Consider the following 20,882-nt stretch of genomic DNA (forward strand, 5'->3'; position numbering starts at 1 on the left):
GACACTAATCTATGAAAAAACAATTAGTATCCGCATTGCTTGTTTTGACTATGTGCACATCATTGATTGCCTGCGGTAAAGATGAAGCAGACGATACAGCGGCTGATGATACAGCAAGCAATACAGTACAGGAGGTAGTTGAACCAGTTGATGATTCTGCTGCATTTTGGGAGCAGGTTTCTGAAGATGGAAAGGTTCGAAGCTACTTAACTGGAGATTGGGTTGATGCCGGATACGGCAGACAGCGCCCAGTTGCAGTCATGATTGAGAACACAAAGGCATGTTTACCACAGTATGGTATTGGTAATGCTGGCGTTATCTATGAATGCGTTGTTGAAGGTGGAATCACACGTATGATGGCTATCTTTGATGATTATTCAGGATTAGACCAGATTGGTAATATCCGTAGTTCACGTCCTTATTACGTATATTTTGCAAGTGAGTATGATGCTATTTACATGCATGCAGGTGGTAACCCAGCAGCATTTGAGCTTATTGATGACAAGAATCTTGTAGACAACATCAATGCTCTTACAGTAGAAGGTACAAAGGGTAAGGCAGCTGCTTTCAGAACAGGTAAGGGTGAGCATACACTTTATACAAATTCTGACGGTATTGCTAAGGGTATTGAAAAGCTTGGATATGACACAGAGCTTCCAGCAAACTATGAGCCTCATTTCACATTCGCAGCTGATGGTAATGATCTTTCAAGCGGCGAGGATTGTCAGGCTATCCAGCTTTACTACTACACAAACAAGCCTTATTGGATTTACAACGAGGATGATGGATTATACTACAGATATGAGTTCAATCAGAAGCAGGTTGACGCTATTACAGGCGAGCAGCTTACAGCTAAGAACATCATTATTCAGAATGTAGAGTGGTGGACATATGAAGGATCTCAGTATCTTGGATACCTCCTTTCATACAACACAGGTACTGGTAAGTACATCTCTAACGGAAAGATGATTGATATTGTTTGGTCAAAAGATGGTGATACAGATATCACACATTATTATGACTTAAACTCAGGTGAAGAAATTCAGCTTAATGTTGGTGTAACTTGGATTCAGGCATGCCAGCGTGATTACACAGATGAAACTGTATATTATGCAGATAAATCAGAATTTAGTAAGGCAAATTAATTAGTTTATGAATGCTAAAAAAAGGCGTAGCGATACCGGTTTTTTAATGCAGGGATCAATTCTTGCTATGGCTTCAATTATCAGTCGTATTGTGGGACTTATTTATAGAGTCCCACTTACGGCTACTATTGGTAAGACAGGAAATGATTACTACGGTACCGCTTATGAAATTTACAACATAATATTACTTATATCTTCTTATAGCATACCTCTCGCGGTATCAAAGCTAGTTTCAGCGAGAATAGCCAAAGGGCACATTAAGGACGCAACTAAGGTTTTACATGGCGCCCTTCTTTTTGCGTTTATAAGTGGTGGTATTGCATCCATAGTTGTATTCTTTGGAGCAGAGTTCTTTACAGGCACTGTATTAAAGACCCCTCTTGCGGCTATTGCATTAAAGGTTTTAGCACCTACATTACTTGTAGTTGCTATTCTTGGTGTATTTCGAGGCTTTTTCCAAGGCCTTGGTACAATGATTCCAAGTGCTATTTCTCAGATAGGAGAGCAGTTGGTTAACGCTGTTGTTTCTGTAGTGGCAGCAACTATACTATTTAGCTACGGAAAAAAGGTTGGCGGTGTTTTAGGCAATGTTTCAGATTATGCTGCTGCTTTTGGTGCGGCTGGTGGAACACTTGGAACATCTACAGGTGCTTTCTTTGCACTTTGTTTTATTCTGTTCATTTTCTTTGCATTCAAGAAAGTCCTTAAGAAAATGATTAAAAAGGATAGACATAAGCACTTCGAAACCTATGGGGATATTTTCCCAGTTTTAATTATGACAATAATCCCAGTACTGCTTAGTACAACGGTTTACAATATAAGCTCTATAATTGATCAGGGGATTTTCAAAAATCTTGCTTTGTTGCAGGGCTATGACGCAAAGGTTACCAGTGAATCATGGGGTGTGTTCACTGGTCAGTATAAGGTTCTTATAAATGTACCTTTAGCAATTGCATCATCAATGGCTGCATCTACAGTTCCTAGTTTGACTGCTGCTTTCAATTCAAATGATAAAGATGTAGTTAAAAGACAGATTAATGCGGCTAATAGATTTGTTATGGTAATTGCCTTCCCATGTGCTGTAGGTCTAATGGTACTTGCTTCACCAATTATGCTTTTGTTATTCAATGATGCTGAAAGCTCATCTGCATTAATGCTTATTATTGGTGGATGCTCAGTTGTTTTCTATTCCCTTTCAACTCTTTCTAATGGAATTCTTCAGGGAATTGATAAAATGACTATTCCAGTAAAAAATGCGCTTATTGCACTTGTTGCTCATGTGGCACTTTTGTTTGTATTGATGGAAGTATTTAAATTACACATCTATGCTGTAATCATTGCTAATGCTTTTTATGCACTTATGATGTGCTTCCTTAATCAATCTGCAGTACTTAGATTCTCTGGAGCAAGGATTGATATTAAAAAGGTTGTACTTGCGCCACTTGAAGCATCAGCACTTATGGGACTAGTTGTTTATCTCATTTATCATATGCTTGATGCCATTTTGGTTATTGGCATGTCAGAAAAGGTAGCAAACCTTTTTGCATGTGTTATTTCTATAGTTGTTGGAGCGGTAGTCTACTTTGTAGCTATGCTTCTCTTTAAAGGTATAGATGAGGAAACACTATTAAAATTCCCAGGTGGAACAAGACTTTGTCAGATAGCATATAATTTACATTTGTTGAGGTAGTTTTATGAATACAGATGAAAAGGTATATGATGTTTGTATAATAGGTGCCGGATTTTCAGGACTTGTTCTCGCAATCAAACTTGCGAGAGCAGGTCTTTTGGTCTGTTTAGTGGAATTAAATCGTATGGTTGGCAGAAGAATTTTATCTACTGGCAATGGTCGATGTAACTTCACAAACAGTAGAATGGGGGCTCAATATTATTACAGCAATCACAGCCTTGATTTTATTTCAGATAATCATAATGATTTACGCCAATTTCTTAATGAATTAGGGGTATACGACAAGGATTTGGATGGATATTATTATCCAATTACACATCAAGCTAAGACAGTTAGAGAAGCACTTGAAAATGAAATTAGTTTTCTTGGAATCGATGTTCTTCTTGATAATAGAGTTACAGAAGTTTCAAAAGCAGATTTATTTAAAGTTACTACCACTAGAACTATCGTAAATGCGAAGAAGGTTTGCGTTGCTTCAGGTGGGCTTGCGGCTGCAACTCTTGGTTCTTCTAAAATCGGTTATAAAATAGCACAAAGCTTTAAAATGAAAACAACCAAGCTTTCGCCATCCCTTGTTGGTGTTAAATCTTCTAGCCAGTGCTTAAAAGAATTAGCAGGAGTTAGAGCGACGGGAGTAGTTTCATACAAGGATTACAGTTGTGAGGGTGAAATCCAATTCAATAAAGATAGCGTATCAGGATATCCTATCATGTGCATTAGTCGTTTTATCGGCTTTGATGAGTTGGATAAAAAGCTATCGGATATACGAATTGATTTTATTCCTTATCTTTCAGCAGAACAATTGAAGGATGAGCTAACTAAAAGATTTAATCGTAATCCCAAAGCCACAATTTTGACTGCACTAGTAGGGCTTTGTAATGAAAAAGCTATTGAGCAGGTGGTTAGTTATTCTCGAATTTATGGTGACACCACTGTTGACCGATTAGATGAAGAGGATGTAGATAATCTTGGTTACTATTTCAAGAATTTTTCTGTTCCTGTAGACGGGACAAAGGGATTCGACAGTGCTCAAGTTACGGCTGGAGGTGTTGATTTATCAGAAATCGATACTTCTTCAATGGAATCACTAAAGTGTAAAGGTTTGTATTTTACAGGTGAAGTGTTGGACGTAGATGGAATATGCGGAGGCTACAATCTCAACTGGGCATATACATCTGCTGATATTGCATCTAAATCGATTATAAAGGAATTACAATGATTAGAATTGATCAAGTTAAGGTAGAGGTATCAGGACAAGAAGCTGATTTAAAACAGGTAATTGCAAAGAAGTTAAAAGTCAGCGAAGGTGAAATCAAGTCTTTAGAGATTTTAAAGAAGTCTGTAGATGCCAGAAAAAAGCCAATTATTTACTTCGTATATTCGATAATTGTTCAATTATCAAATGATAATGAAAAGAGAATATTGGCTAAATTAAAAAAAGATAACAATATAAATAGCTATGTTCCTAAAGCTTACTATATGCCAAAAGCATCAGATTGGACTGGCGATAGACCTATTGTAATTGGTGCTGGACCTGCTGGATTATTTGCAGCATATATTCTTGCTTTAAACAATCTTAATCCTATAGTTTTTGAAAGAGGAAAAAAGGTTGATGAAAGAACTGCTGATGTTTTGAAATTCTGGGAGACTGGAATTCTTGATACCACATCTAATGTACAGTTTGGCGAGGGCGGTGCTGGTACATTTTCTGATGGTAAGCTAAACACCCTTGTAAATGACAAATTTGGACGTAACAAATTCGTTCTGGATACATTTGTGAAATTTGGTGCTAACAGTAATATTTTATATGATTACAAGCCTCATATCGGCACTGATGTTTTAAAGAATGTTATTGCCAACATGAGAGATGAAATAATCAGACTTGGCGGTGAGTTTTACTTTGGTACAGCTGTCGATGAATTTATTATTGAAAATGAGAAAATCATTGGTGTAAAAGCTGGTGATAAAACCTACAAATCAAGCCATGTGATTCTTGCAGTAGGACATAGTGCAAGAGATACATTCAAAATTCTTCACGAATCTGGCGTTTATATGGAGGCAAAGGATTTTGCTGTTGGATTTAGAATCGAGCATCCTCAGGAGATGATTTCTCGCAGTATGTATGCAGATGGCTACAAAAACCTTGAGCCTGCTCCATACAAGCTTGCTACTAATCTTGATAATGGTCGTGGCGTTTATTCATTTTGTATGTGTCCAGGTGGTTTTGTAGTTAATTCTTCATCTGAGGAAAACAGACTTGTTGTTAATGGAATGAGCTACTCCAAACGTGATAGCAGAAATGCCAACAGCGCCATAGTCGTATCAGTTGGTGGGCGAGAGTTTGATAAAACAAATCCTCTTGCAGGCGTAGAATATCAGCGCGCCCTTGAAGAAAAAGCATTTAGCTTGTGTAATGGAAAAATTCCACAGCAGTTGCTTGGAGATTTTAAACTAAAGAAATTGTCTTCTAGCTATGGTGATTTTTCTTCTGAAACAAAGGGGCAGACATCATTTGGATTGCTATCTGATATATTTTCTCAGGAAATATACCAGTCTGTTATTGACGGCATAGGTGTTTTTGGGACTAAAATAAAAGGGTTCGATAGAGATGATGCGATTTTCTCTGGTGTTGAAAGTAGAACTTCTTCTCCAGTAAGAATTAGTCGTGATGAATTCTATCAGGCTAACATAAAAGGTCTATATCCTTGCGGAGAGGGTGCAGGCTATGCAGGCGGTATAACATCTGCTGCAATGGACGGAATGAAAGTTGCAGAGGCTGTTATATCAAACATGAATTTATAAGAATAGGTGGGATAATAATTGGCTGAATACACTCCAATGATGCAGGAGTATCTTAAAACAAAAGCGGAATATGAAGATTGTATCTTGTTTTACCGTCTAGGTGATTTTTATGAGATGTTTTTTGAAGACGCAAAGACTGCATCTAGAGAACTTGAATTAACACTTACAGGAAAGTCTTGCGGAGCAGAAGAACGTGCACCTATGTGCGGCGTTCCTTTCCATGCTGCAGACACATATATTAATCGCTTGGTTGCAAAGGGCTACAAAGTTGCTATTTGTGAGCAGGTGGAGGACCCAAAAGAAGCAAAGGGGCTTGTTAAAAGAGAAGTAATTAGAGTTGTTACTCCTGGTACAAACATTGATCAGCTTGCACTAGAAGAAGGAAGCAATAATTACATCATGTCCTTATATTATACAAAGGGTGTGATTGGAATTGCTTGTTGTGATGTTTCTACTGCTGATTTCTATTTGACTGAAGTTAACGAAACTAGAAAGCTTACAGATGAGCTTTACAGATTCACTCCAGCTGAAATAATCTACAGCAAATCAATCTATGAATCAGGAATTGATATTACTGATTACGCGGACAAATTAAATATCGCTCTTACTCAGCTTGATGAATCTTACTTTGATGATACTTTAAGCACACGTGAGCTTTTGAATCATTTTAAAGCTCATTCCTTAGAGGGATTGGGCTTGATAGATTTTACTGTTGGAAAGGTATCTGCGGGTTCATTATTACTTTACTTAAAAGAGACACAGAAATCAGAGCTTACACATTTAACACATATCACTCCATATACAGATGGCAAGTTCATGCTGATTGACAGCTCTACTCGCAGAAATCTTGAATTGACTGAGACAATGCGAGATAAGCAAAAGCGTGGTTCACTTCTTTGGGTTTTGGATAAAACTAAAACTGCCATGGGTGCAAGACAGCTTAAGAGCTTTATTGAACAGCCGCTTGTATCGGTAGATGAAATCATTAAAAGACAGGATGCTATCGAAGATATTAATGGCTCTTTAATTGACAGAGAAGAGCTCAGAGAATATCTTTCATCAGTTTATGATTTAGAGCGTCTTATTACTAAAATCACATATCAATCAGCTAACCCAAGAGATTTGATAGCATTTAAGCAATCTATAGGCATGCTTGCTCCAATCAAAACATTGCTTGACGGCTTCCATTCACATCTAATCAGGGATTTGAATGCAAGTATCGATGATCTTAAGGATTTATATGTGCTCATTGATAATGCCATTGCAGAGGAGCCTCCAATCAGCTCACGTGATGGCGATATTATTAAGACTGGATACAACGAAGAAATAGACAGACTTCGTTCTGCTAAGATAGATGGCAAGCAGTGGCTTGCTGAGCTTGAAGCAAAAGAGCGTGATAAGACTGGAATTAAAAATCTAAAGATAAAGTTCAACAAGGTTTTTGGATTTTATCTTGAGGTTACAAATTCATATAAGGATTTAGTTCCTGATTATTACGTAAGAAAGCAGACTCTTACAAATGCTGAGCGATATTACACACCAGAGCTAAAAGAGCTGGAAGATAGCATTTTAGGAGCTGAGGATAGATTAAATACTATCGAGTATGAGTTCTTCAAAGCAGTCAGAGATACAATTGCTGGCGAGGTAGATAGAATTCAAATTAGTGCAAAGGCAATCGCAACACTTGATGCAATTATTTCACTTGCTGTTGTTGCTGAAAAGAATCACTATGCGAGACCGGTAATCAATAATCGTGGAGTATTAGATATCAAGGAAGGGCGTCATCCTGTTGTTGAGCAGATGATAAATGCCGACCAGTTCATATCTAACGATTGTTATTTGGATCAGGATTCCAACACCATCGCAATTATTACAGGCCCTAATATGGCTGGTAAATCTACATACATGAGACAGGTTGCACTTATTGTGCTTATGGCTCAAATCGGTAGCTTCGTTCCAGCTACTAGCGCAACAATTGGTGTTGTAGATAGAATCTTTACCAGAGTAGGTGCATCAGATGATTTATCAACTGGTCAGTCTACATTCATGGTAGAGATGAATGAAGTAGCTAATATTTTGCATAATGCTACTAGCAAATCACTTTTAATTCTTGATGAGATAGGCCGTGGAACTTCCACATATGATGGACTTTCGATTGCATGGTCTGTTGTTGAACATGTGGCTTACAATATTGGTGCAAAAACTTTATTTGCAACACATTATCATGAGCTTACAGAACTGGAAGGTCAGATAAAAGGAGTACATAATTATTGCATCGCAGTACAGGAAATGGGAGAGGATATTATATTCCTTAGAAAAATCATTTCTGGTGGCGCAGATCAAAGTTACGGTATACAGGTAGCCAGACTGGCAGGCTTACCTGAGGAGGTGCTTTCAAGGGCACGTACAATCGTAGATTCTTTAAATGAAAATGATATTGCTGCAGTTTCGGATAAGATTGCTCTGCAGGAAAAATTCGAAGAAAAGCTCAAAGAAGCTACAGGATTAGAGATTTCTGAATCTGAGGCACAGATAATTACAGAGCTAAAGAATCTTGATGTTACAAAGATAACTCCCCTTGAAGCTATGAACATATTGTTTGAGTATCACAATAAGGTGAAAGAATAATGGGAAAAATTAATTTACTTAGCCAGGAAACTATTGACAAAATCGCAGCAGGAGAGGTTGTTGAAAGACCTGCTTCTGTTGCAAAAGAGCTTATTGAAAACAGTATTGATGCTGGAGCCACTGCTATTTCTGTTGAGATAAAGGGCGGAGGAATTGAATATCTTCGTATAACCGATAATGGTTCTGGAATTGATAAGGATCAAATCCAAATCGCATTTTTGCGTCATTCAACCAGCAAAATCGAAAACGCTGCTGATTTAGCTAATGTTAGATCATTGGGATTTAGAGGAGAGGCTTTATCCAGCATTTCTGCTGTAGCTAAAGTCGAGCTTATTACAAAAACTAAGGACTCTCTACTTGGTGCATCCTACATTATCGAAGGCGCAAAGGAAGTATCTCTTACAGATATTGGAGCACCTAATGGCACTACCTTTATTATCAGACAGCTGTTCTTTAACACACCAGCTAGAAAGAAGTTTTTAAAGTCTGAAAGCACTGAGGGAAGCTTTGTATTTGATGTTGTTGAGCATTTGGCTTTATCCCATCCAGAGATTTCATTTAAGTTCTTACTTAACGGCAAAGAAAAGCTTATGACTTCAGGTAATGGTGTGCTTTCTGATACCATATATCAGATTTATGGACGTCAGATTGCATCCAATGTTTTGGAGATAAATTACAAAGATGAGAGAGTTTCAATCAACGGCTTTATTGGTAAATCAGTTATTGCCAGAGGAAATCGAGCTTTTGAGCATTTCTTTGTAAATAATAGATATATTAAAAGCAATAATCTTTCCAGAGCTTGCGAAGAGGGATATTACGGCTTTTTGATGGGACATCAGTATCCATTCTTTGTAATTAATATCAATTTTGAAGATGGTGCTGTTGATGTTAACGTGCATCCAACAAAGCAGGAAGTTCGATTTGAGGATGAGGCTTTTATACTTGAGATTCTTACTAAAGTAATAAATGATCGTCTTAGAAAAAGGGAAGATGTTCTTGAAGCTCATATTGATGAGCCTAAGGCATCTGCTCCAGCACCTGTTATTGAAACATATTCAGAGTTTGTTTCTAAGCCAGCTGTAGAACAGGAATCAGATTCATCTTCATATGAAGTGTCCAATGATTCCGTATCTGAAAAGGAGCCAGAGATTATCCCTCCTGTGAAGGTAAAGCTTCCTGAACCATTCGAAAGGGATAGACTTGAAAAGATAAAAGCTCAGGTTACAAGTCAAATTCGACAGGACACACCTTACGAAAAGAAATTTGCTGAGAACAATCTAGACAAAACAAAGTACGAGCAGATTAGCTTTTTAAAGCAGGAAGCAGTTAAAGAGCACAAAATTATCGGTCAGGTATTTGATACATATTGGATTATTGAATATGATAAAAATATGTATATCATAGACCAGCATGCTGCTCATGAGAAAGTCCTTTTTGAAAAGACAATGGCTCGTCTCAAAAACAATGAAATGACATCTCAGATGGTTAGCCCACCAGTTATTATTTCATTGTCACCTCAGGATGTTCTTTTGTTTGAAAACTATCATGAGGCTTTTGAAAAGCTTGGATTTAGAGTGGAATCCTTTGGAGGTAATGAGCTTGCTATCAATGGAGTTCCAGGTAACTTATTAAATCTGGATCCAAAGACATTTTTCCTTGAGATACTTTCAGATTGTGAAAGCTTCAAGGCATCAGATTCATTTGACATGATAGTTGAGAGAGTAGCATCAATGTCTTGTAAGGCTGCTGTAAAGGGTAATAATAAGCTTTCTATTCCAGAGATTAAAACCTTAATCGATGATTTATTAAAGCTGGATAATCCATATCATTGCCCTCATGGTAGACCTACAATGATTTCGTTTTCAGAATACGAATTAGCAAAGAAATTTAAAAGGATTGTTTAATGGATAAATTAGTAATCTTAACTGGACCAACTGCGGTCGGCAAAACTTCACTATCAATTAATCTCGCCAAGGCTATAAATGGCGAGATTATTTCTGCTGACAGCATGCAGGTTTATAGAAAAATGGATATTGGTACAGCGAAGGTTACACCTGAAGAAATGGACGGGGTTCCACATCATTTGATTGATGTGATTGAGCCTACTGAGGATTATCACGTTGTAAAGTTTCAGCAAATGGTAAAGGATGCCATGGCAGATATTTATTCCCGAGGCAAAATACCTATCATTTGCGGAGGAACTGGATTTTACATACAAGCGATTTTGTATGATATTGATTTTACAGAAAATGATATCGATAAATCCTACCGTCAGTCTCTAGAAGATTTTGCTGATAAGTATGGAAATGATGCTTTGCATGAAAAGCTTAATGAAATTGATCCTGAGTCGGCAGAAACTATTCCGGCTGCAAATAGAAAAAGGGTGATTAGAGCTATCGAGTATTATGAGCAGACAGGTGAAAAGTTCTCTGTTCACAATGCTACTCAAAGAGAAAAAACTAGCCCTTATAACTTTGCTTATTTTGTATTAAATGACGATAGGGAATTGCTATATAATCGAATTAATAAAAGAGTTGATATAATGATGGAGGATGGCTTGTTATCCGAAATCGATAGCTTACTTGCTATGGGTGTCAAAAAAGGTATGACTTCCATGGATGGCATTGGCTATAAAGAATTATTGTCTTACAAGGATGGCGAAATATCTTTAGATGAGGCAGTAGAGCTTATCAAAAAGAACTCTAGAAACTACGCCAAGAGACAGCTCACTTGGTTTAGAAGAGAAAAAGAAGTCATTTGGCTTGATAAAACAGTTTATACGACAAGTGATGCTTTACTTGAAAAGATTTTAACTTGTTTGAAAGAGAAAGGAATTATAGAAAGTGTTTAGTATTTATAAGGATTTTGGTATTTCTAAAGAAGTTTATGATTATGGTGAGGAGATTCTAAAAGGTCTTAAAGATAGATTCGAGGAAATCGATAAAACAGCAGAGTATAATCAGTTGAAAGTTCTTAAGGCTATGCAGGAACACAAGGTTGCAGCTGAGTGCTTCAACACATCTACTGGATACGGTTATGATGATGTTGGACGTGATACATTGGAAAAGGTGTATGCATCAGTTTTTAAAACAGAGGATGCTCTTGTTCGTCCACAGATTACATGTGGTACACATGCCCTTGCTCTTGCATTAATGAGTAATCTTAGACCAGGTGATGAACTACTTTCACCTGTTGGAAAGCCATACGATACACTTGAAGAGGTAATTGGAATTCGTCCTTCAAACGGTTCTTTAGCTGAGTATGGCATTACATATGCACAGGTCGATTTGCTTGAAGATGGCGGATTTGACTACGATGGAATCAAAGCAGCTATTAATGAAAAGACAAAGCTTGTAACTATTCAGCGTTCTAAGGGATATGCAAATCGTCCTACATTATCAGTTTCACAAATCGGAGAGCTTATTTCATTCATCAAAGGTATTAAGCCAGATGTTGTCTGCATGGTAGATAATTGCTACGGAGAATTTGTTGAGAGAATCGAGCCAACAGAGGTTGGTGCTGATATGTGCGTAGGTTCTCTTATCAAGAATCCAGGCGGCGGACTTGCTCCTATTGGAGGATATATCGTAGGAACTAAGGAATGTGTTGAAAATGCTGCACACAGATTAACTTCTCCAGGACTTGGAAAGGAAGTTGGTGCTTCACTTGGAATTATGCAGTCATTCTATCAGGGATTCTTCCTTGCACCTACAGTTGTTGCTGGTGCTTTAAAGGGTGCTATTTTCGCAGCAAATGTATATGAGAAGCTGGGATTCCTTTGCGTTCCAAATTCTACAGAATCAAGACATGATATTATTCAGGCTGTTTCATTCCTTAAGCCAGAAGGACTTATTGCTTTCTGTGAAGGAATTCAGGCAGCTGCTCCTGTTGATTCATACGTTACTCCGGAGCCTTGGGATATGCCTGGTTACGATAGTAAGGTTATCATGGCGGCCGGTGCATTTGTTCAGGGTTCATCAATTGAATTATCAGCAGACGGCCCACTTCGTGAACCATATACAGCCTTCTTCCAGGGCGGTCTTACATGGAATCATGCTAAGCTTGGTATACTTAATTCACTCCAAAAACTAGTGGATGCTTGCCTTGTGATGAAGTCTCAACTGTGTTAAAATTTTTAGGATGTTTTATATAAAAATATATACGGAGGAAAACCATGGCCAATTCATTTGGTATTGATATAGGAACCCAGAATCTTAAGATTTTTAGCGGTTCTAATAATCAAATTACTGACATAAAAAATACTATAGCAATCGTTAACAAGAATCAGATGTATTCATATGGTGATGCAGCTTATTCTATGTACGAAAAAGCTCCAGACACAATCAATGTTTCATTCCCAATTGTTTCTGGTGTTATTGCTGATTTCGATAATATGCAAACTATGCTTTTCGAAGTTATCGAAAAGGACTTAAAGGGCAAGATTAAGGGTAGCGACATTGTTGTTGCGGTACCTACTGACATTACTGAGGTAGAAAAGAAGGCTTTCTCTGATTTATTTAGCAAAGCAAAGAACAAGCCACATTCTATCAGAGTTTGTGAGAAGCCTATTGCCAGCGCTATCGGTATGGGACTTGATGTTTCAGAGCCTACAGGAGTTATGGTAGTAGATCTTGGTGCAGACACAACAGAGATTTCCGTTATTTCCCTTGGCGGTCTTGTTTTATCAGAGCTTCTTCCATTTGGTGGAAATCAAATCGACGAGTCAATCGTTACATACCTCAAGAGAAACTTTAATCTTGTTATTGGACAAAAGACTGCAAAGCAGCTCAAAGAAGAAATCGGTTCAGCTCAGGAAGGAAGAGGACAGAAGCTTACTGTTGTAGGACGTGATGTAGTTAGCGGTCTTCCTATCGAGATGGAAGTTGAGAGCGATACAATCTACAACGCTATCAAGAATGATTTAGAGAGCTTCTGCACAAATGTAAAGCTTATTCTTGAAAAGGTTCCACCAGAGCTTGCAAAGGATATTGTTCACTCTGGTATTTATCTTACAGGTGGTACATCTCAGCTTTATCAATTGACAGACTTATTCTCAGAGGTTACAAACATCAAGGTTAACGTGATGGATGAGCCACAGGAATCTTGTGTTAGAGGTTTAGGACAGGTTCTTTCAGATTCTAAATACAAAATTTATGGATATAGCATGAGGGCAAGGATTTTCAAATAATGAGACAAAGAAAAGCAAATGGCGGTATTCCAAGTAAATATTTGCTAATGATTTTATCTATTGTTTGTATAATGCTTTTGTTTTTCAGTTATTCAACTGGTTTTTCAGGTGGTCCATTAGAGACAATTGCCAATCATATCTTTATTCCAATGCAAAAGGGTATAGATTACATTGGCAGCTCTATAGCCATTTCTTCAGCTGATACTAAGACTCGTGAGGAATTGGTTGCTGAAAACGAAGAGCTTCAGGCTCAGGTTGATGAGCTCAATTCTACTATCAACAACTATGAGCTTAAGCTAAAAGAATTAGACGAATTACAGGAATTATACGAGCTAGATCAAACTTACTACGATTATGAGACAACTGGCGCCAGAATCATCGGCAAAGGCACATCTAATTGGTTCAATACATTTACTATTGATAAAGGTACCAAGGATGGAATAGAAGTAGATATGAACGTTATCGCAGATGGCGGTCTTGTAGGTATCGTTACTTCTGTTGGAGATTCATATGCAGTTGTTCGTGCGATTATTGATGACACATCTAATGTTAGCTCAACTATATCATCTACTGAAGATAACTGTATTGTGTCAGGCTCTCTTGAGAACATGACAGCCAGCAATCTTATCTTGTTTTCAGATTTGGATGATGACGATGATGAGGTAGCTATTGGCGATGTTATCGTTACATCTAACATTTCTGACAAATATCTTCCGGGATTGATGATAGGATATGTTTCATCTGTTTCTTTGGATGAAAATGAACTTACAAAATCTGGAACAGTCACACCAATTGTAGATTTTAAACATTTATCAAATGTCCTTGTTATTAAGCAGTTAAAGGAGTCATACGAAAGTGAGTGATTTTAAGCAATATTTAAAGAAAATATTGATTATAGCCCTTGTCATCTATGTATGCTTCTTACTGCAGACAAGTGTTTTTTCCAGATATAGACTTGCAGGTGTTACACCTAATGTTTTGATTTGTGTGGTATCTACTTACGGCTTTATGAAAGGCCGTAAATACGGTATCTTAATTGGTTTTTTTGTTGGTATTCTTTTGGATATTTTTTCAGGCGGACTTTTTGGAATGTACGCTCTGATTTATATGTATATAGGTCTTCTAAATGGCCTGTTTAAAAAGCAGTTCTTTGGTGACGATTTACGTCTTCCAATGATTCTTATTGGAACAAGCGATTTAATCTATGGCGTAGCCACTTATCTCGCTTTGTTTGCAATTAGATCTCAGTATGATTTTTCTTATTATCTTTTGAATATCATTTTACCTGAGGTTGTTTACACTTTACTTGTATCCATTTTTGTTTATTATGCAATTCTTCACATAAACAATTGGGTCGAAAAACTAGAAAAGAAAGGTTCTGATAGAATTGGATATTATTAAGGACTTTTTGGAAAATGCATTTTCTTCACGTATTCGCGTGGTTATAGTAGCAATGATTGCCTTTGCTACTATTCTTATTTCACGTCTTTTTTATTTGCAAATATTAAATGGTAGTGAATATCAGGATAATTACAATTTAAAACTTGAAAAGACTGAATCAATTGCTGCTACAAGAGGAAATATATACGATAGAAACGGAAATTTGCTAGCTTATAATGAGCTGGTATATGCCGTTACTATTCAAGATACTGGAACTTATTCTTCTACAAAAGAGAGAAGTCAATCTTTAAATACAGAAATTGCTGAAATTATTTCTAAGCTTGAAAGCAATGGAGATACCATTGATAACGATTTTGGAATTTATATTGATTCATCAGGTTCATTCCAGTTTTTAAGTTCCGGCTCTGCATTACAGCGTTTTAGAGCAGATGTATTTGGCAAGAATAGCATTGATGATTTGGAATATAACGATAAGCTTGGAATAGACGAAGCAACCGCAACTGCTGATCAGATTGTGGAATATCTTGAAGGTGAAAAAGTATATAACATCTCTGATGAATATTCTAAAAAGCTTCGCTATGAGATTATGGTTGTTCGTTATAATATGGGCCAGAACTCATATCAGAAATATATTTCAACAGTTATTGCATCAGATGTATCGGATGAATCAGTTGCATTCATCAAGGAAAATATTAACGAGCTCACTGGCGTAGATGTAGAGCAAAAGTCCCTTCGTCGCTATGTAGACAGCGAATACTTTGCTCATATTATTGGATATACTGGTCAGATTTCTACTTCAGAATACAAAGAGCTTTCTGCAACAGATAACACCATTGAAACAACAGATATCGTTGGTAAATCTGGTATCGAAAAATATATGAATGATTACCTTTCTGGTACAAAGGGCTTTGAAACTTTGTACGTTGATAGTGTAGGTAATACTATCGCAGAGGGAGATTACCAGGCGGCTGTTTCCGGAAATGACGTTTATCTTTCTATAGATATGGATTTACAAAAAGCGGCCTATATTCTTTTGGAGCAGGAGATAGCTGGTATCCTCTATTCAAAGATTCAAAACATCAAAGAGTACAGCACAACATCGTCTAGTGATGTAGTTGTTCCTATTTACGATGTTTATTATTCTTTGATAAAAAATGGAATCATCGATATTAATGCATTCTCTGATCCTAATGCCTCACAGACTGAAAAGGATGTTTTGAGTGCATATGAGGTTAAAGAAAAAGAGGTTTTGGCAACTTTAAAGAGCCAGTTAAAGGCCTCTAATGAGACAGTTTACAATCAGCTTCCAGATGAGTATCAGGCATATTCAACTTATATCGTTACTACACTTAAGAGTCTTGGTATTTTTGATGCTAGTGCCATTGATACTTCTTCAGATGTACAGACAAGCTGGACATCAGAGGAGATGGCTGTAAACAAATACCTTATCTATGCAATTGAGCAAAACTGGATAGATATTACAAAGTATGAATCAGAAGCAAAGTATGCAGATACAGATGAGCTGTACGCAGATTTAGTTGATTATATAATTGATTATCTTTCAACTGATACATCATTCCAAAAGCTAGTTTATAAATATCTTCTTTTGGATGATAATATTTCTGGAAGCCAGCTTTGTTTGATTTTATATGAGCAGGGTGTCCTTTCCAAGGAAGATGATGAGGACTACACAAAGCTTGCAGGTGGTCAAATTACAGCATATGAATTCATGCTTTCGAAGATTAAGTCTTTGGAAATTACACCAGGTCAGCTTGCGCTTGATCCTTGTTCAGGTTCAACTGTTCTTATCGATGTAAAAACAGGTGAAGTCCTTGCAATGGTTACTTATCCTGGATACGACAATAACAAGCTTGCCAATTCCGTTGATGCTGATTATTATGCATATCTTACTTTTAGTGCTGCTAATCCTTTGTACAACTATGCTACTCAGCAGAGAACAGCCCCTGGTTCTACATTCAAGATTGTCAGCTCTACAGCTGGTTTGGCAGAAAATGTTATTACAACAACTTCTGAAATCGTCGATTTAGGACAGTATACTAAGGTATCAAATAATCCTAAGTGTTGGATTTATCCTAGTAACCATGGTAGCATCAATGTTTCTGAAGCTATCAGAGACTCTTGTAACTACTTCTTCTATGAAGTTGGTTGGAGATTGGCTGGTGGTGATGGCGCATATGATGATGCTACTGGTATTGATAAGATTACACAATATGCATCGCTTTACGGATTAGATGAGACAACTGGAATCGAAATAGAAGAAAACTCACCTCATATTGCTACAGAGTATCCTGTCATGGCTGCAATCGGTCAGTCAGATAACAACTACACCACAATTGGTTTGGCAAGATATGCTGCAGCTATTGCAAGTGAGGGAACAGTATATAACCTTACACTTCTTGATAGTGTTAGAGATTCTGAAGGTAATGTTATAGAAAGCTATAGCCCTTCAGTTAGAAATCAAATAGATGTACTTAATACATCAGAATGGGATGCAATACATTACGGAATGAGAATGGTATGCGAGTCACTTTCGTCATTTAACGGATTTTCTGTTGAAGTTGCTGGTAAGACTGGTACAGCTCAGCAGGTTGCATCTCGTCCTAACCACGCTTTATTTATTGGCTTTGCACCATATAGTGATCCAGAGATTTCTATCGCTACGCGTATTGCTTATGGTTATACATCACATAATGCTGCCGAGGTTTCAAAGGATATTTTGGCTTATTACTTTGGTGTATCTGCAACAGAAGACTTACTTAGTGGTGAGGCTAGCACTGTTTCAAATTCTGAAAATGAATTTACAGATTAAAATACTTTTTAACAATAAAGGGAGAATATATTATGAGCAATGACCCAGTCATTTTAAAAAGTAATAAATACGGATTAACTCTTCAGTTGGATGCGACTATTCCATTTGAAGATCTTGTACGAGCTGTTTGTAAAAAGTTTGCTCAGTCTGCCGATTTCTTCGGAGAGACTGAGATGATTTTGGAAACTCAAGGTAGAGAGCTTTCTGCAGAAGAGGGAATGGTTATTATTCAAGCTATTGAGCTGAATTCTAAAATCAAAATTATCCTTATCCATGAAAATAACGAGCTGAAAGATACGAGGATGATTGGTCAGATGGATAAATTCTATTCTGATGAGATTTTTGAAAACGCCAAAATCATTAGAGGCTCTGTTATGAAGAATGATTCTATCACTTCAGATTCAAGCCTTGTTATTCTTGGAGACGTTAAGTCTAAGGCATCAGTTCAGGCTAAGGGAAATATTATTGTCTTAGGTTCTTTGGAAGGCGCAGCTTATGCCGGATATCCAGATAATACTGGATGTTATATAGCAACTGGCCTTTTAGATAGCAACAACATTCAGATTGGTACTGTTAATGGCGCTATAAGAATTCAGGAGAAATGGTCTTTTAGAGTTCATAAGAAAGAGATAGAGCCTATGGGCGTATCTGTATGGAATAGAGAGCTCTTGGCTGAGCCTCTTAGCAGTGGATTACTTAGAAGGATTAAAAATTAATGTTTCACAATTATAAGTTTAAAAATCTCGATGTAAAGTTAATAATTGCTGTTATAACCCTTACCATCATTGGTATTTTCGTTATTGGAAGTGCAAATGAAGCAAATCAGCAAAAACAGATTTTAGGAATGATTTTGGGAATCTTTGTAATGGCTGGTATGGCGCTGTTAGACTATGATTTCCTGTTACATTTTCATTGGGTATATTATTTTCTTGTATTAGGCCTTTTGGCATCTGTTTTGCTTTTTGGTGAAAAATCAGGTGGTGCAACACGTTGGATTGATGTTGGTATCAGATTCCAACCTTCTGAGTTGGCAAAGATTTTGCTTATTCTGTTTTTTGCATGGTTCTTTATGATGCATGAAGAAGATATTAATAAGCCTAAAACATTAGTGATTACAATAGCATTATCAATGCTTCCACTACTTTTGATTGAAAAAGAACCAGATTTATCAACCACAATTGTCACAATGATGATTATTTGTGTTATGATATTTGTAACGGGAGTTAGTTACAAGTTAGTAGGAGCAGTCTTAGGTGTTACTGTACCTGGTATTGCATTATTACTGTTTCTTGTAACTAGAGAAGGTCAGACGATTCTCGATGAATATCAGGGTCTTAGAATCCTTGCATGGCTCAAGCCTGATGAATATCCTGCAAGCTCATATCAGCAGCAGAATTCTATCATGGCCATTGGTTCAGGCCAGCTATTGGGAAAAGGTCTTGGAAATCAGGCGTTTGACTCGGTTAAAAACGGAAATTATATTTCTGAACCTCATACAGATTTTATTTTTGCCGTAGCGGGAGAAGAGTTAGGTTTTGTTGGTTCGGCACTTATAATAATACTTATATTTTTTATAACTATCGAAATACTAATGATAGCTAAGAATGCAAAGGACATTGCTGGCAAGCTTATCTGCATAGGTATGGCTGCTCTTATTGGATTCCAGAGCTTTGTTAATATTTGCGTAGTTACAGGCTTAATGCCAAATACAGGTTTGCCATTGCCATTTGTTAGTTATGGTTTGACCTCACTTGTAACAGTATATTTTGGTATAGGTATTGTTTTAAATGTAGGGCTTCAGTCCAAAAATAACAACGGGAGGCTTTTTTAAATGAATATTGGTTTGGTAGCACACGACTCTAAGAAGAAGCTTATGCAAAATTTTTGTATTGCTTACAGAGGTATCCTTAGCAAGAACGAAATTTTTGCAACAGGTACTACTGGAAGACTTGTAGAGGAAGTTACTAATCTTAGTGTACATAAATACTTGGCTGGACATTTAGGTGGCACACAGCAATTAGGAGCTCAGATTGAGCAGAATGAGATTGATTTGGTTATTTTCCTTAGAGATCCACTTACTGTTAAGTCTCACGAGCCAGATGTTAATAACATTGTTCGTATATGCGATGCTAATAACATCCCTCTTGCTACTAATTTAGCAACAGCTGAGTTACTTATTAAATCACTTGATAGAGGAGATCTTGAGTGGCGTGAGATGTATAAATAAATTATTAAGCTTTGTACTGATTATTTGTATATCTTTACCATTTGTTGCATGTGGCGGCACCGATGAATCGGTTACATCCTATCAGATGTATGATACTTCCTTTACATACGGTATAACACATAATGGTTCTACATCTAATGTTCAGTTATTTGCTAAGAATCTTTGTGTTGCTGGTACGGATGATTTAGGGACTTCAGGAGTAGATTCACAGGTGGCTGGCGCTGCAGGTGCTTTCAATACTACAGAGCAATCAGTGGTATATGCACAGTCATTACATGAAAAAATGTATCCTGCATCTACTACCAAGATTTTAACGGCTTATATAGCTTGTTTATATGGTAATTTAGATGATTATTATACGGTAAGCGCAAATGCAGTTGATCAAGCTAGCGATTCATCAGTTATTAATCTTAAAGAAGGGGATGTAATTTCCCTGAGAGATTTGCTATATGGTTTGATGCTTAGGTCTGGAAATGATGCTGCAGTTGCTATTGCAGAAGGTATCAGTGGCGATGTAGATACATTTGCGGCTCTTATGAATAGCACAGCCAAATCTCTTGGTGCAACAAATTCAAATTTTATTACTCCTAATGGTTTGCATGATGAAAACCATTACACAACTGTTTATGATATGTATTTAATATTAAATGCAGCGATGTCTAATGAACAGTTCTATACTATTTTTACAGCAAGCACATACACGGCTAGCTATACAAGTGGTGGAGAAGCAAAGACTCAGGAGTGGAAGACCACAAATCAATACATTACTGGAAATGTAAATACACCTTCAGGCTTCACTATTTTAGGTGGTAAAACTGGTACAACAGGAGCTGCAGGCTATTGCTTGGTTCTTCTTTCAGAAAATGAAGACCACGACAAAATAATATCGATAGTTTTTAACGCAGATTGTCGTTCTAATTTATATCTGCTCATGAATGAAATACTTAGTAACTATTGCCTATAATTTGGCA

Annotated in this window: 16 protein-coding genes; all 16 read left to right on the forward strand. The window is 37.0% G+C overall.

The features are described 5' to 3' along the window. The first annotated feature begins 11 nt into the window (after positions 1–11). From CRN97_RS00265 to CRN97_RS00340, 16 genes are read left to right on the forward strand one after another with little or no spacing between them, the layout of a single operon-like run. Positions 12–1,145, forward strand: coding sequence for a DUF3048 domain-containing protein (locus CRN97_RS00265; protein WP_097075429.1), 1,134 nt, complete (start codon positions 12–14; stop codon positions 1,143–1,145). A gap of 46 nt (positions 1,146–1,191) precedes the next feature. Then, entirely contained in the window at positions 1,192–2,835 is a 1,644-nt protein-coding gene (locus CRN97_RS00270; protein ID WP_242961978.1) for a putative polysaccharide biosynthesis protein, read from the forward strand. A 4-nt stretch (positions 2,836–2,839) separates the two neighbouring features. Next, positions 2,840–4,054, forward strand: coding sequence for an aminoacetone oxidase family FAD-binding enzyme (locus tag CRN97_RS00275; protein ID WP_097075431.1), 1,215 nt, complete (start codon positions 2,840–2,842; stop codon positions 4,052–4,054). Further along, a complete protein-coding gene (locus CRN97_RS00280) occupies positions 4,051–5,637 on the forward strand; it encodes an NAD(P)/FAD-dependent oxidoreductase (protein WP_097075432.1) in 1,587 nt (528 codons plus the stop codon). The genes CRN97_RS00275 and CRN97_RS00280 overlap by 4 nt, the downstream gene beginning before the upstream one ends. Before the next feature lie 36 nt (positions 5,638–5,673). Then, positions 5,674–8,265 carry a DNA mismatch repair protein MutS gene (gene mutS, locus CRN97_RS00285; RefSeq protein WP_179670647.1) on the forward strand — a complete coding sequence of 864 codons (2,592 nt, stop codon included), beginning with the start codon at positions 5,674–5,676 and terminating at the stop codon, positions 8,263–8,265. After that, on the forward strand, positions 8,265–10,169 hold the full coding sequence (gene mutL, locus CRN97_RS00290; RefSeq protein WP_097075434.1) for a DNA mismatch repair endonuclease MutL: 1,905 nt from the start codon (positions 8,265–8,267) through the stop codon (positions 10,167–10,169). Before mutS ends, mutL begins: the two co-directional genes overlap by 1 nt. After that, the gene (gene miaA / locus CRN97_RS00295; RefSeq protein WP_097075435.1) at positions 10,169–11,116 is read left to right on the forward strand and encodes a tRNA (adenosine(37)-N6)-dimethylallyltransferase MiaA; all 948 of its coding nucleotides are present in this window, start codon (positions 10,169–10,171) and stop codon (positions 11,114–11,116) included. Before mutL ends, miaA begins: the two co-directional genes overlap by 1 nt. Then, positions 11,109–12,395, forward strand: a complete 1,287-nt coding sequence (locus tag CRN97_RS00300; protein ID WP_097075436.1) for a methionine gamma-lyase family protein — start codon at positions 11,109–11,111, stop codon at positions 12,393–12,395. The genes miaA and CRN97_RS00300 overlap by 8 nt, the downstream gene beginning before the upstream one ends. Positions 12,396–12,439: 44 nt before the next feature. Beyond that, entirely contained in the window at positions 12,440–13,453 is a 1,014-nt protein-coding gene (gene mreB / locus CRN97_RS00305) for a rod shape-determining protein (protein ID WP_044934366.1), read from the forward strand. Further along, positions 13,453–14,316 carry a rod shape-determining protein MreC gene (gene mreC / locus CRN97_RS00310; RefSeq protein WP_097075437.1) on the forward strand — a complete coding sequence of 288 codons (864 nt, stop codon included), beginning with the start codon at positions 13,453–13,455 and terminating at the stop codon, positions 14,314–14,316. The genes mreB and mreC overlap by 1 nt, the downstream gene beginning before the upstream one ends. After that, positions 14,309–14,854 (forward strand): rod shape-determining protein MreD, encoded by a 546-nt coding sequence (gene mreD, locus CRN97_RS00315; protein WP_074790522.1) that lies wholly within the window; start codon positions 14,309–14,311, stop codon positions 14,852–14,854. The genes mreC and mreD overlap by 8 nt, the downstream gene beginning before the upstream one ends. A 7-nt stretch (positions 14,855–14,861) precedes the next feature. Then, a complete protein-coding gene (locus CRN97_RS00320) occupies positions 14,862–17,684 on the forward strand; it encodes a penicillin-binding transpeptidase domain-containing protein (RefSeq protein ID WP_242961979.1) in 2,823 nt (940 codons plus the stop codon). A 32-nt stretch (positions 17,685–17,716) separates the two neighbouring features. After that, entirely contained in the window at positions 17,717–18,400 is a 684-nt protein-coding gene (locus CRN97_RS00325; RefSeq protein ID WP_074790526.1) for a septum site-determining protein MinC, read from the forward strand. Then, entirely contained in the window at positions 18,400–19,515 is a 1,116-nt protein-coding gene (locus CRN97_RS00330; RefSeq protein WP_097075438.1) for an FtsW/RodA/SpoVE family cell cycle protein, read from the forward strand. The genes CRN97_RS00325 and CRN97_RS00330 overlap by 1 nt, the downstream gene beginning before the upstream one ends. Beyond that, entirely contained in the window at positions 19,516–19,911 is a 396-nt protein-coding gene (locus tag CRN97_RS00335) for a methylglyoxal synthase (protein WP_028236218.1), read from the forward strand. Then, the gene (locus CRN97_RS00340) at positions 19,895–20,875 is read left to right on the forward strand and encodes a D-alanyl-D-alanine carboxypeptidase family protein (RefSeq protein WP_097075439.1); all 981 of its coding nucleotides are present in this window, start codon (positions 19,895–19,897) and stop codon (positions 20,873–20,875) included. Before CRN97_RS00335 ends, CRN97_RS00340 begins: the two co-directional genes overlap by 17 nt. The last annotated feature ends 7 nt before the right edge of the window (positions 20,876–20,882 follow it).

The organism is Pseudobutyrivibrio ruminis DSM 9787 (assembly GCF_900218035.1).
GTDB classification, from domain to species: Bacteria; Bacillota; Clostridia; order Lachnospirales; family Lachnospiraceae; genus Pseudobutyrivibrio; species Pseudobutyrivibrio ruminis.